The following is a 12,890-nucleotide window of genomic DNA, read 5'->3' as shown; positions in this document are numbered from 1 at the left end:
TCATCGCCCACCGGCGCCCAGGAGACGGTGATGGACGAGGCGGAGTTGGCCGTCTGGACGAGCTTCCGGCTTCGCGGGCGGCACCTCGTCGATGACGTTGAAGGCGTTGCTGGGCACGGAGCCCACGCCCGCGGCCGTGGCCGTCAGCACGTAGCCCGTGTCCTCCTCGGCGATGGAGAGGCCCGTGAAGGAAGCCACACCATCCACCGGCACCACGGTGCCCAGGCCCGTCACCCTATCCGCCTTGTTGGCGGAGAGCGTCACGGCGGGAGCACCGGCCTGCACGAGGTTGCCGAACGCGTCCGTCAGCGCCACCTGCACGCCGAAGGACGAGCGCACCGGGCGGTGGGCCAGCGTCTCGGTGAAGGCGAGCGCCGTCACCGGCCCCGGCACCACGGAGAGCTCCAGCGTGGAGGTGAAGGCCGCCTCCGCCAGGTCCGTCACCGTCAGCCGCCGGGCGCCCGCGCGCCGCGAGGTGATGCCCTCCGTGAAGACGTGGCGGCCCTGGTCCGCCTCGGTGAACGTGTAGTCCCCCGGCAGCACGGCCGAGCTGTCATCGGAGGTGAAACGCACGGTGCCGGTGTAGCCGGCCGCGTCGTTGCCGTAGAGATCCCGGACGAAGACCTCGAAGCTGTACGGAGTGCCCGCCGTCACGGGCAGGCCCGAGTGGCTCAGCACCAGCAGGGCGGGCGCGCCGGACGCCACGTCGAAGGGTCTGCTCGTCGCGCCCGTGAGGCCCTCGGCGCTCGCCACCAGGATGTAGCCCCGCGCGGCCTTCTCGAGCACCACGCCCTCGAAGCGTGCCACGCCATTCACCGCCGCCACCGACACCGTCCCCTTCAGGCTGGCCGCCGCCGGACCGGCACCCACGGCCACCGTCACCGTGTCCGTGGCGTCGCTCAACGTCTCGCCCTCGGCGTTCTGGATGGCGACCTCGAAAGCGCCCAGCGCCACGCCCGCCGTCCCGGAGGAGAGCGCCGTGGTGAAGGCCAGCTTGGAGGCGGGCAGCCGGACGAACTCGACGGTGGGCCGCGACGACAGCGTCACCGCGCCGCCCTCGGCCTCCACCGACGCGGTCACCGTCTTCACGCCCGCCACGGTGGACACCAGCTTCGCGCTCGTCAGGCCCTGCTCATCCGTGGGGCCCGCGGGCTGCGTCACCGTGTTGCCCTCGCCGGAGACCGTCACCTGCACCGTGCGGCCCACCAGCGGCGACCCGTCCTCCTTGCGCACCGTCACCTGGATGTCGACGGAGTCCTCACCGTTGGCCCGGACGCCCAGCGTCCTGCTCACCACCACCGTCGAGCGATCCGCGTCCGGCATCTCGCGCGCCGCCGGCGGGTTGGGAGTGGGATCTCCACACCCCTGCCCACAGCCCACGGATAGACCCAACAACAACACACTCCACGCGACCAGCCGCGCGAAGGCGGGGGAGGCATGCATCATGAACAACTCCAGGAGACAGGGGAGACCAGCGCCCGCCAGGGAATGGCGGGCACGCTCTGTATTCTACCAGACACCCTGTACCTGGAAAAACTCAGCCCCAGAGGACGAAACAGCCTGCTCCCTCGGGCCGAGCCGGGCGTTTCTCACATTCCCATAGCCTGGAGCATGAGGCCGGAGCCGAGCAGCGACTGGCCTCCATCGCACACCATGATGGAGCCGGTGATGAATGAGGCCGCATCGGACGCCAGGAAAAGCGCGAGTTGCGAGATGTCTTGCTTTGTTCCGAAGCGCTGCAGGGGCATGGCGCGGGTGAGCTTCTCGCGGGTCTCGTCGCCGGGAGCGAGCCGGCGCATGCCCTCGGTGTCGTCGATGGGACCGGGAGTGATGGAGTTGACGCGAACGCCCGCCCCACCCCACTCGATGGCGAGGGTGCGGGTGATCATGTCCACACCGGCCTTGGCGGCGCAGACGTGGGCCTGCATGGCCATGGGCAGGTAGGCCTGGGGCGCGGAGATGTTGAGCACGCAGGCGCCCGGCTTGCGCAGGTGCTCGAAGGCGGCGCGGCAGGCGTTGAAGGTGCCCAGCACGTCGATCTCCAGCACGGACTTGAAGGCGTTGGAGGACATGCCCACCGCGGGAGCGGGGAAGTTGCCGGCCGCGCCGCACACGAGAATGTCCAGCTCCCCGTACGCATCCCGCACCGACTGCAAGGCCCTCTCCACGGACTCGTAGTTGCGCACGTCCGCGGCCAGGCCCATGGCGGTGCCGTGCTGCTGGAGGCCCTGCACGGCGGCCGCCAGCTTCTCCACGTTGCGGCCGTTGATGGCCACCTTGGCGCCGGCCTTCACGAAGGCCTCGGCGATACCGAGGTTGATGCCGCTGCTGCCACCGGTGATGAACGCCACCTTGCCCTGGAGCAGCCCCGGCTTGAACACGTCCGACATGTGATTCATCTCCCCTGGAAACGCGGAGGCCGCCGCTCCGCGAACGCGGCGAAGGCCTCGGCGAGGTCATGCGACTGAAGGAAGGCGGAGTTCCACACCGCCACGTAGCGCAGGCCGTCCGCCACGGACTTGTCCGCGCAATACTCCATCACCTGCTTGGCGCCCTGGACCACGAGCGGCGGGTTGTCGGCGATCTTCCGCGCGGTTGCGCGCGCCGCGGCCAGCAGCTCCTCGGGGGTGGCGAAGACCTGGTTCACCAGCCCCATCTGGAGGGCGCGCTCCGCGTCCACGTCCCCGCCGGTATAGGCCAGCTCGCGCGCGTTGCCCTCGCCGATGATGCGCGGCAGCCGCTGCAGCGCGCCGAGGTCCGCGGTGATGCCCACGCGCACCTCGCGCAGGGAGAACTTCGCCTCCCGCGAGCAGTAACGGAAGTCGCACGCGGCGATGAGATCGATACCGCCGCCGATGCACCAGCCCTGCACCGCCGCCAGCACCGGCTTGCGGCAGCGGGCGAGCCCCTCGGTGGCGGCCTGCATCTTCTCGATGAGCTGGAGCAACTTCGTGCGCTCGAGCGCGAGATTGCCCTCGCCCAGGATGAGCGGCCCGAGCGTCTCCGTCATCGCCATCAGGTCCAGGCCGTAGGTGAAGTGGGCGCCGTCGCCGCGCAGGAGGATGACCCGGACCGAGTCATCCGCGTCGAGCGCCCGGAGCGCCTCGGGCATCTCGCGCCAGAAGTCCGGCCCGAGCGAATTGCCCTTGCCAGGGCCGGTGAGCACCAGCTCGGCGATGCCGTCCGCCTGCTCGATGCGAAGAGACTGGTATGCCGCCGTCGTCATTCAGGCCCTCCCTCGCGAGGAAGGGCCACTTGAGCAGAACGGGCGGGCAGCGTCCACGCCCGTGCAACTTGTCTTTGGCACAAGTGCGCACACGTCAAACTTGATCACCGCCCGTACAATCCAACTCCTCAAAAAACCAGGAAACAACAAGTATCAGCACCACAATTCACACCCAGCCATTCTCGCGTATCGTCTTCTGAACCTCAACGTCCAAAGCTCGAAAAGCAGGCACCTGCAAGAGTGGCGAGTAATCCGACAATATCTGCGCAAGCCTATAAATGCGCTCTCGCGCATCAAAGCTTTTCAGACGACGCCCCGAACGCCCACTCACCTTCTTCAACAACTCATGCAACACTTCCTTGGGATCCAAAACTTCTTCCAAAGAAGATAAAGCTGGGAGCTGAATTCGTTCTCCCCCGTTCGGGTTATCAGCGGCCTCTCTAAGCGCCACCTCATTAAACAGCAGCCAAGCCTCCTGCATTCTAACCGGCACAACACAAACAGTTGGCGGTGCCTCCACTGCCTCCAAGGCTCGCCTGATTTCAGCTACTCTTTCCGAATGAGTAGCCGACTCCGCATCACGGTGCACAAACAGCAACTCACAAGGATACAAGTCCAAACAAATCTTTATTCTCTCAACCAACCCACGAGGAGGTCGAGGCAGGCGCCTCAGCTCAGCCCACTCACCAGCAAAAGCATGCCTGGAGTGCCGACGCAACAGCCAATCAATGGCTGGCATCAACACTCGATCGGAAGGCCCATCAGAAAGAAATGAATATCGAAAGCACTTCATGACGCATCCGCGGCAGTTGGCAACGGCAACATCATCTGAAGGTCCAAACGCTCCATCACCCGCTTACCGGTCTTCCGCTCCTTTGGCTTGTCAATCCTCCGTTCTTGCTCAATCACCCCCAGAGGATTAAGGTACGCCAATAGCTTCCCTCGAGATACAGATTCAACCTGAGGAGTACTGGGATCCCTCCATGTATCCGGCAACCACCTGAAAGAAGCCACAGAGAACCGCTCTCCCTGCAACATCATCGGCTCAGAAGCAGCCACCACCAAGCTGTCATCAGGAACAATACTAACGACAGCAGGGGAATGGGTGTTAATGATGACTTGCCGAAGCGGATTGTCAGGCCCTATCGGCTCATCCACATCGACAGCCAAGTCCTGCATGAGGCGAATCATTGCTGGTATTCTTTCAGGATGAATACCATTCTCGGGCTCCTCTAGACACAGAAGACCTTGAGCTTCCGGATCGCTCTCCAAAACGCACAACGCGAGAAAGCGGAGTGTGCCATCCGAAAGACCTCTTGCCTCATGCTCCGTGCCGTCACGGTCACGTACAACAAGAGTCAGGAGTTCTCTCCGTTCATCCGCATCTATACGCACAGATCGGATGCCTTCCACCAACTGAGCCAACCGGTTGGCTATGCGCGTGTAAATTTGTTCGGATACCCCAGACTTCTCACGCCTTCCGCGATGAATTTGAGCCAACCGTCCCAGTGTCGCAGGAAGATGCGCTCCACTAGTACCCAGCCTACTAGGAGCGCTATAGGGATCAGGCGCACGCAACGCCGAAGGTTCAAGCTGCAAGAGTCGCCAAGACTGCATTTCACGACGCGCCAGAAGGGCCGTAGGACTCTCCGCAGCAGTCGTACTAGACAGAACCGTGCGAGGAAGACTTTCAGCCAAAAATTGGCGCGTTCGTCCCACTTTACCACCATCACCGTGAAGCTTGATGTACGTCTGTTCCCCTGATCTCTCAGTGGAAATGAACGGGCTCGTCCTACGACCCGTAACAACCGAACGCCGCCAGCTAAAACTATGATCAAAGGGCAGGTGCGCCTTTGCATCGCCCAAGCTAATGTGCTTCAAAGACTCGTGTCTAATCTGTAGCCCATCAAGCGAGCGTCCCCCTTCATCTTCGCGGTATTCCAATTCCAACTCATACCGCAGAAAGGTGATGCTAGCTTTAGCCTCCTGCCCCAGATCGTCCACGCCTCTGCGCGGAACCAACATCTCCACTTCGAAGGACATGGTACGCCCGTACCGCTCGCCCACGTGATGGAAGATACTGCGTAGGTCCCCCCCAACGCCTCCTTCACTCCGAACAGACAAGGCAGCATCAAGAAGGGGTCGGTCAGCAAGCGCACTTAGGAATCGAATCGCGTCGAACAAATTCGACTTTCCAACCCCGTTTCCCCCTGCAACACATGTGAAAGGGCCAAAACGGATGTCGACAGCTTTCAAGTTTTTGAAGCCGTCAATCTTGAGGCGGGTCAACATGTCGAAATCAGCCTCTCGCAGGGGTTATGACTCATCCTAATCTCCTTCACGTCAACCCGTGAAGGAGTAGATACCACCGCATCGCTTTTGCACAGCCTCTCCAGCCCCTCTGCATAGGATCCAGAGACTGCGTCAGCCGAACTCGACCACCTTCATGCCGAAGAGCCGCTCCACGGATTGGATGAGCTCGTCCGTCACCTGCACCTTGAGCGAGGTGTTGGCGATGAGCGCCTCGGCCTCGTTGGTGAAGAGCAGGCTCACCGCCACGGGCGTGGCGCCCTCGTACTGCTTGACGATCTTCGCCAGCTTCTCCATCCGCTCGTCCGTGGCCAGGTCCGCCGGCAGCCGGAACTCCAGCCGCTTGGTGCGCTTCTCGCGCACGGCCTTGAGGCTCTGGATGTCGTCGACGATGAGCTCGGCCACCGGCGTGTCCTCGTCGCGCTGGTTGATCTGCACCGTGCCCGTCACGAGGATGGGGTCATCGCTCTTGAGCAGCGGCTCCCACTGCTCGAAGCCGGGCTTGGGCCCCTGCTTGGACCACTTGCCGTCCTTGCCCATGACGTTGCGCGTGCCGTCCTTGCCCGGGAAGCACACCAGCTCGATGGAGCCGGACAGGTCCTCCAGCGTCACCCACGCCATGCGCTTGCCCGTCTTGGTGGGCCGCTCGCGCAGCGCCGCCACGATGCCGGCGATGGTGATCTTCTCGTCCTTGCGCGCACGCGCCACCGCGGTGATGGGCCGGGCGTAGCGCTTGAGCTCCTTGTCGTACTGGTGCAGCGGGTGGCCCGACACGTAGAAGCCGATGGCCTCCTTCTCCAGCGACAGGCGCTCCTTCTCCGGCCACTCCTCCGCCTGGACGTAGTCGTCCTTCATCGCGGCGGCGCCGCCCGAGGAGCCACCCAGCATGCCGAAGAGCGAGCTCTGCCCCGCGGCCTTGTCCTTCTGGCTGCTGGAGCCGCGGCTCATCGCGCGCTCGATGCTCTCGAAGAGCTGCCGCCGCGGACGGTTCTCGAAGTCGAAGGCTCCGGCCTTCACCAGCGCTTCGAGCACCTTGCGGTTCACCTTGCGCGAGTCCACGCGCTCGCAGAAGTCGAACAGGCTCTTGAAGGGGCCATCCTTGCGCGCCTCGACGATGGACTCGATGGCGCCCTCGCCCACGCCCTTGATGGCGCCCAGGCCGAAGCGGATCTTCCCCTCCACCGCGCCGAAGGCCATGTCCGACTGGTTCACGTCCGGCGGCAGCACCTGCACGCCCGACTGGCGCGCCTCGCCGATGTGCAGCACCACCTTGTCGGTGTTGTCCTTCTCACTGGTGAGAAGGGCCGCCATGAACTCCACGCGGTAGTGCGCCTTGAGCCACGCCGTGTGGATGGTGACGAGGCCGTAGGCCGCCGAGTGGCTCTTGTTGAAGCCGTACTCGGCGAACTTCTCCATGAGGTCGAAGATTTCCCCGGCGACCTTCAGGTCGACGTTGTTCTTCGCGCAGCCCTCGAGGAAGCCGGCCCGCTCGGCCTGCATGACCTCGGCCTTTTTCTTGCCCATCGCGCGGCGCAGCAGGTCCGCGCGTCCCAGGGTGTAGCCTCCCAGCACCTGGGAGATCTGCATCACCTGTTCCTGGTAGACGATGACGCCGTAGGTGTCCTTGAGGACGGGCTCCAGCGCCGGGTGCGGGTACGTCACCGGCTCGCGGCCGTGCTTGCGGTTGATGAAGACGTCCACCATGCCCGAGTCGAGCGGACCCGGGCGGTAGAGCGCGCCGGCGGCGACCACGTCTTCGAAGCAGGACGGCTTGAGCTTCATCACCATTTCGGTGAAGCCGCTGGACTCCATCTGGAAGACGCCGGCCGTGTCGCCCTCGGCCATCAGCTTCCACACCTCGGCATCGCCCACCAGCGGGATGTCGTCACGCAGGATGGGCTTGCCGTCCGGCGGGTTGCGGTTGATGAGGTTGAGCGCGTTCTGGATGACGGTGAGCGTCTTGAGGCCGAGGAAGTCGAACTTCACCAGGCCGGCGGCCTCCACCTCGTCCTTGGCGAACTGGGTGATGAGGGTGTCCTCACCCGGAGGCTGGTAGGTGGGGACGAACTCCCACAGCGGCTTGTCGGCGATGACGACGCCGGCCGCGTGCATGCCGGGCTGGCGGTGCAGACCCTCCAGCGCCAGGGCGATCTCCAGCACGTCCTTGGTGGTGACGTCCTTGCCCTCCACCTGCCCGATGGCGGTGGGCTTCTCCATCATCTCCTTGAGACGCGGCTCCATCTCGATGGCGTCCTTGAGGGTGATGCCGAGCACCTCGGGCACCAGCTTCGCGATGCGGTCCCCCTCGCTGAAGGGCAGCGCGAACACGCGGCACACGTCGCGCAGCACGCTCTTGGCCTTGAGCGAGCCGAACGTGATGATCTGCCCGACGTTGTTCTCCCCGTACTTGCGGCCGACGTACTTGATGACCTCGTCGCGCCGGTCCTGGCAGAAGTCGATATCGAAGTCCGGCATCGACACGCGCTCGGGGTTGAGGAAGCGCTCGAAGAGGAGGTTGTACGGGAGCGGATCCAGGTCGGTGATGCGCAGGCAGTAGGCCACCAGCGAACCGGCGCCCGAGCCACGGCCCGGACCCACCGGAATCCCGTGCTGCTTGGCCCAGTTGATGAAGTCCTGGACGATGAGGAAGTAGCCGCTGAACCCCATCTTCGTGATGACGCCGATCTCCAGCTCCAGCCGGGCCTTGTAGGGCTCGCGGTCCACGGGCGGCTGGCCGGCGCGGTAGCGCGCCAGGTCGATCTCCTTGAAGCGCTCCTCGAGGTTCTTGCGCGCCAGCTCCGCCATGAAGCTGTCGGCGGTGTGGTCCCCGGGCACCTGGAAGGTGGGCAGCATGGGCTTGCCCAGCTTCAGCTCCAGGTTGATCTGCTCGACGATGCGCTGGGTGTTGTGGACGGCCTCGGGCGTGTCCTTGAAGTACTCCAGCATCTCCTGCGGACTGGTGACGTAGAGCTTGTCCGTGGAGTGCTTCATGCGCTTGCCGTCCGCGAGCGTCTTGCCGCTGGCGATGCACATGAGGAGCTCGTGGGCGCGCGCGTCCTCCTTCTTGATGTAGTGCGCGTCCGCGGTGGCGCACAGCCCGATGCCCAGGTCCCTGCCGAGCTGCTTCAGGTTCTCGTTGGCCTTCTCCTGCTCGGGCATCCCGTTGGACTGCACCTCGAGGAAGAAGTGCTCGGGATCGAAGATGTTCTTGTACTCGAGCGCCGCCCTGCGGGCGTGGTCCATGTCCCCGCGGAAGGCCGCGCCGGTGACTTCACCCCCCAGGCACGCGGTGAGCCCGAAGAGACCCTTGCTGTGGTCCTTCAGCAGCTCCTTGTCGATGCGCGGGTGGTAGTAGAAGCCCTCGCGGTAGGCCATGGACGAGAGGTACTTGAGGTTGTCGTACCCCTCCTTGTTCTTGGCCAGGAGGATGAGGTGGTGGCCCACCTTCTCCGTACGGTCCTTGCGGCCCTTGGGCCCGGCCACGTACGTCTCCATCCCGATGATGGGCTTGATGCCGGCGTCCTTGGCCTTCTTGTAGAAGTCGATGGTGGCGAACATGTTGCCGTGATCCGTCACGGCCACGCTCGTCATCCCCTTCTCCTTCACCGTCTTGATGAGGTCCTTCATCCGGATCGCCCCATCGAGGAGCGAGTACAGGGAGTGCAGGTGCAGATGGGTAAAGGACATGGCAGGAAAGTAGTCAGGAAGAGGGCCTACAGCACCACATTTGTTCAGGGTCGCGGCGCTCGCCAGTTTCCGGCCGGACGACGCGTCCGGAGCCGGAAAATCGGCCCCGGCGCTTTGTGCCATCCCCCACACGCGCCGTGAAGGAGCCGTCAGGTCGGGCATGGCTCGGGTGCCCTGGCACCTGGGGTATCCCTCGGAAGGCGCCCCGCCGGGCGGCCGAGCGGGCCTGTCAGCCGAGGACAGGGCCTCTCGCGGCCTTCACACTTCTTCACCCCAGCGAAAAACGCCCGCAATGGGCCTCTCGCATTCTGTACACCGTCGCCGATTGACGGCGTCCACGAACAGAAAGCGGGCCCCCGAGGCCCCTGGGAGTATCCGTCATGAACACCAAGAACAAGCTGCTCATCGCCGGTTCCGCCGTCCTCGCCTTCGTCCTCCTCTCGGGCTTCCGCGGCGGACACTTCGGCGGCCCCCGCGACCCCGAGCGCGTGAAGCAGATGATCACCTGGCGGCTGGATGACCGCATGGAGGACCTGAACGCCACCGAACAGCAGAAGCAGGCCATCCACGGGCTGAAGGACTCGCTCTTCGAGGACGGCAAGCGCCTCCACGAGGAAAACAAGGGCGCCCGGGCGCAAATGCTGGAGCAGTGGGACTCGGCCAACCCGGACTCCCGGGCCGTGCACGCGCTGGTGGATGCGCGCGTGGACGCCTTCCGCGCCTTCGCCCACAAGGTGGCGGACGCCGCCCTCCAGGCCCACCGCATCTTCACCCCGGAGCAGCGCCAGCAGTTGACGGCCAACGTTCGTGAGCACATGAACGGTCGCTAGCGCGCGCCGGGCCCCCCGTATCTATCCATGCACACATCCGGGCACAATCGGGCCCACGGACACTTCGGGGCTGTCCCCCAGGTGAATAACCTGGGGGCGTGCCCCAGAACTATGACGAGTACGCCCGCCGCATCCGCGGCTACGCCCAGTTCGCCGAGGTGAACGAGTACGCCCGTGTCGTCGAGGGTGGTGTCGAGTACCCACTCTTCCGGCTCACGACACCCGGCGACCGTTGGCTGGTCATCACCTCCGGCTTCCACGGTGAGGAGCCCGCCGGGCCGCTCACGCTCTGCCACCACTTCGCGGACATCGCCGCCTATGCCCGCGACCGCGGCGTGGGCCTGCGCGTGTACCCGTGCATCAACCCCTCGGGCTTCGTGGACGGCACCCGCTACAACCGCAGCGGAGAGAAGCCCAACAACGACTTCATGCGCTACGAGACGGCGCCCGGCGAGTGGAAGGGTGAGCTCAACCGCGACGAGCCCTTCCTGCGCTGGGCCCTCTACGAGGGCGGTCCCAAGGAGACGCGCGCGGTGCGCTCGGACATCGCGCGCTACCCCGCTCCCGCCGCCGCGCTCGACATCCACCAGGACAACTACCTGCCGGACCCCGCCACCTACGCCTATACCTTCGGGGACAAGGACGCCTACCGGCCCCTCATGAAGGCCGCCTCGGCGTACGCCCAGGTGATGCGCGAGGAGAAGGTGGACGACGTCAACCGCACCGACCCGGACGGCCTCATCGAGTACCACGATGGCAGCGTCACGGATTACTTCATGCGCCTGGGCGTGCCGTATACGACGGCACTGGAGACCACCACGCGGACTCCGCTAGAAGCCTGCCACGCCATCAACCTCATCTGGATTCGCGGCTTCATCGACCTGGCCGCGCGTGGAAGCGGGAGCACCTGATGATTCGCCGTCCTCTGGGCAACACCGGTCTGCAGGTCTCCGTGCTGGGTTTCGGAGCGGGGCCGGTGGGCAGTCCAGAGCTGTCCGAGTCCGAGGCCGAGGCCCTCCTGAAGGGCGTGCTGGACGCGGGCATCAACCTCCTCGACACCGCCCCCAGCTACGGGCAGTCCGAGGAGCGCATCGGCCGCGCCCTCCAGGGGCGGCGGCAGGACTTCGTCCTCTCCACCAAGTGCGGCTACGGCGTGCCCGGCGTGGAGGACTGGACGGGGCCCTGCATCACCCAGGGCATCGACCTGGCCCTGCGCCGGCTGCGCACCGACTTCCTCGACATCGTGCACTTCCACTCGTGCCCGGTGGAGGTGCTGGAGCGCCCCGGGGTGGTGGATGCGCTCCGCGACGCCGTGCAGCAGGGCAAGGTGCGCGTGGCCGCGTACTCGGGGGAGAACGCCCCGCTGGGCTGGGCGCTGCACTCGGGGGCCTTCGGCTCCGTGCAGACGTCCGTGAATCTCTTCGACCAGAAGGTGATGGACTGGGGACTGCCCGTGGCCCGGGAGAAGGGCATCGGCGTCATCGCCAAGCGCCCCCTGGGCAACGCGCCCTGGCGCCACGCCGAGCGCCCCTCCACCCCCGATGTCGCCACCTACTGGGACCGGATGCGCGCCATGGGGCTGGACACCGAGGGCCTCGACTGGAGCGAGCTCGCGCTGCGCTTCGCGGCCTTCGTGCCCGGTGTGGCGAGCTGCATCGTGGGCACCACGCGGCTGGAGAACCTCCAGCGCAACGTGCACGCCCTGGAGAAGGGTCCGCTGCCCGAGGCCACGGTGGAGCGCATCCGGAATGCGTTCCGCCAGCATGACCACGGGTGGGACGGGCTCATCCGAGAGCGAGCAGGAGGCCGGCGGCTCCGCTGCCCGGCCCCCCAGGCCCGTGCCTGCCCGGTCTCTTGCCCTGACCGCCCCGCATCCGCATCGTCCAGGAAGTGCATCAACAATGAGGACGGGTGGGTGGATGCCGAGTGAGCGGCGCTTGGGCCCCGTGGAGATGCTTCGCAACCTGGCCGTGTCGCTCGAGCGCCTGGCGGCACACGAGGCCGCGAGCAGTGTCGTGCGCGGCACGGCGGACGGGCTGCGCCAGGAGATGCCGGAAGCTCGAGGGGCAACTGCGCACGCTCCTCCAGGACACGCTGACGGTCCTCGGGCGCCTGGCGCATGAGGCGGCCGAGCGCCAGCAGGTGGATCCCGCGGCCGCGGCGCGCGCGATGGCCGCCTCGGTCACCCAGGGATTGCTGGAGGTGCTGGAGCGGGAGTGGCAGGACGGCGGCATGCCCCTTCACGCCTTCGTCGAGCGGCTCAACCGGCTCCTGGATGGCGTGGTGGACTTCACCCACTTCCGCGCCGAGGAGATTCGCACCCCGAGGGAACGGGCCCAGGCCATCACCGAGACCATGGTGAGGACGGTGGTGCAGCAGCTCCGGGAGGAGGTGCCGGCCTTCGCGGAGGAGCTGCGGATGATGGCTCCCGTGGGAGAGGAGGTCGCCTCGAAGGTAGGGCGGGGGCTCGTCGCGGGCATCGAATCGAAGCTCCGGGAGAACCCGGACGTCTTCGGAGACCTGCTCGAGAACGCGGGCCGGAAGCTGGTACGCGGGTTGGCCGCCGGCATTCGCGAGGAGCTGGCCGCCCACCCGCCGGTGTCGGGCGAGGCGTTGGGAGCCTCCCTCGAGACGCTCGCCGAGCGCACCGCCGCCGCCACCGTCCGGGGCGCGGGCGGAGCGCTGCGGCAGGTGACGCGGGAGCTGACGCGGGGAGCGATGGAGGCGCTCGGAGGAGGTCTTCGCCGCCCACTGCTCGCCGTCGCGAGCGCGGGCAGTCTCCTCACGCTCGCCCTGCTGTCGATGCGCCGACGGCAACCGTCCTGAGTGTTGAGCCC

At 65.9% G+C, this 12,890-nt stretch carries 10 protein-coding genes; 4 read left to right on the top strand and 6 right to left on the bottom strand.

The genetic code is table 11. The features are described from left to right. The 6 genes from ACN28I_RS40550 to dnaE form a co-directional block, all read right to left on the bottom strand. A complete protein-coding gene (locus ACN28I_RS40550; protein WP_420947249.1) occupies nucleotides 1–1,446 on the bottom strand; it encodes an Ig-like domain-containing protein in 1,446 nt (481 codons plus the stop codon). A gap of 143 nt (nucleotides 1,447–1,589) precedes the next feature. Next, nucleotides 1,590–2,390, bottom strand: a complete 801-nt coding sequence (locus tag ACN28I_RS40545) for an SDR family oxidoreductase (RefSeq protein ID WP_420947248.1) — start codon at nucleotides 2,388–2,390, stop codon at nucleotides 1,590–1,592. 5 nt (nucleotides 2,391–2,395) lie between these two features. Beyond that, on the bottom strand, nucleotides 2,396–3,226 hold the full coding sequence (locus ACN28I_RS40540) for a crotonase/enoyl-CoA hydratase family protein (protein ID WP_420947247.1): 831 nt from the start codon (nucleotides 3,224–3,226) through the stop codon (nucleotides 2,396–2,398). 166 nt (nucleotides 3,227–3,392) lie between these two features. Then, nucleotides 3,393–4,019, bottom strand: coding sequence for a hypothetical protein (locus ACN28I_RS40535; RefSeq protein WP_420947246.1), 627 nt, complete (start codon nucleotides 4,017–4,019; stop codon nucleotides 3,393–3,395). Next, nucleotides 4,016–5,518, bottom strand: coding sequence for an AAA family ATPase (locus ACN28I_RS40530; protein ID WP_420947245.1), 1,503 nt, complete (start codon nucleotides 5,516–5,518; stop codon nucleotides 4,016–4,018). The genes ACN28I_RS40535 and ACN28I_RS40530 overlap by 4 nt, the downstream gene beginning before the upstream one ends. A gap of 132 nt (nucleotides 5,519–5,650) precedes the next feature. After that, complete coding sequence (dnaE, locus tag ACN28I_RS40525; protein WP_420947244.1) at nucleotides 5,651–9,223, bottom strand: DNA polymerase III subunit alpha; 3,573 nt, start codon at nucleotides 9,221–9,223, stop codon at nucleotides 5,651–5,653. 380 nt (nucleotides 9,224–9,603) lie between these two features. Here dnaE and ACN28I_RS40520 point away from each other — a divergent pair, with 380 nt between their 5' ends. The 4 genes from ACN28I_RS40520 to ACN28I_RS40505 all read left to right on the top strand — a co-directional run bounded on the left by ACN28I_RS40520 (nucleotide 9,604) and on the right by ACN28I_RS40505 (nucleotide 12,879). Next, nucleotides 9,604–10,053, top strand: coding sequence for a Spy/CpxP family protein refolding chaperone (locus ACN28I_RS40520; protein WP_420947243.1), 450 nt, complete (start codon nucleotides 9,604–9,606; stop codon nucleotides 10,051–10,053). Nucleotides 10,054–10,151: 98 nt separating this feature from the next. Next, entirely contained in the window at nucleotides 10,152–10,964 is an 813-nt protein-coding gene (locus ACN28I_RS40515) for a hypothetical protein (RefSeq protein WP_420947242.1), read from the top strand. Then, nucleotides 10,964–11,983 (top strand): aldo/keto reductase, encoded by a 1,020-nt coding sequence (locus ACN28I_RS40510; RefSeq protein WP_420947241.1) that lies wholly within the window; start codon nucleotides 10,964–10,966, stop codon nucleotides 11,981–11,983. Before ACN28I_RS40515 ends, ACN28I_RS40510 begins: the two co-directional genes overlap by 1 nt. A gap of 80 nt (nucleotides 11,984–12,063) precedes the next feature. Continuing rightward, on the top strand, nucleotides 12,064–12,879 hold the full coding sequence (locus tag ACN28I_RS40505; protein WP_420947240.1) for a hypothetical protein: 816 nt from the start codon (nucleotides 12,064–12,066) through the stop codon (nucleotides 12,877–12,879). The last annotated feature ends 11 nt before the right edge of the window (nucleotides 12,880–12,890 follow it).

The organism is Archangium gephyra, from assembly GCF_049060025.1.
In the GTDB taxonomy this organism is placed as follows: Bacteria; Myxococcota; Myxococcia; order Myxococcales; family Myxococcaceae; genus Archangium; species Archangium gephyra_A.
The sequence above is the reverse complement of the archived record's forward strand: the minus strand, read 5'-3'. Positions and strand labels throughout refer to the sequence as shown.

What these genes read in the sequence shown, in the direction of transcription:
- ACN28I_RS40535 (WP_420947246.1), bottom strand. Translation starts at nt 4,019, where the DNA reads ATGAAGTGCTTTCGATATTCATTTCTTTCTGATGGGCCTTCCGATCGA.
- dnaE (WP_420947244.1), bottom strand. Translation starts at nt 9,223, where the DNA reads ATGTCCTTTACCCATCTGCACCTGCACTCCCTGTACTCGCTCCTCGAT.
- ACN28I_RS40550 (WP_420947249.1), bottom strand. Translation starts at nt 1,446, where the DNA reads ATGATGCATGCCTCCCCCGCCTTCGCGCGGCTGGTCGCGTGGAGTGTG.
- ACN28I_RS40530 (WP_420947245.1), bottom strand. Translation starts at nt 5,518, where the DNA reads ATGTTGACCCGCCTCAAGATTGACGGCTTCAAAAACTTGAAAGCTGTC.
- ACN28I_RS40520 (WP_420947243.1), top strand. Translation starts at nt 9,604, where the DNA reads ATGAACACCAAGAACAAGCTGCTCATCGCCGGTTCCGCCGTCCTCGCC.
- ACN28I_RS40510 (WP_420947241.1), top strand. Translation starts at nt 10,964, where the DNA reads ATGATTCGCCGTCCTCTGGGCAACACCGGTCTGCAGGTCTCCGTGCTG.
- ACN28I_RS40540 (WP_420947247.1), bottom strand. Translation starts at nt 3,226, where the DNA reads ATGACGACGGCGGCATACCAGTCTCTTCGCATCGAGCAGGCGGACGGC.
- ACN28I_RS40545 (WP_420947248.1), bottom strand. Translation starts at nt 2,390, where the DNA reads ATGTCGGACGTGTTCAAGCCGGGGCTGCTCCAGGGCAAGGTGGCGTTC.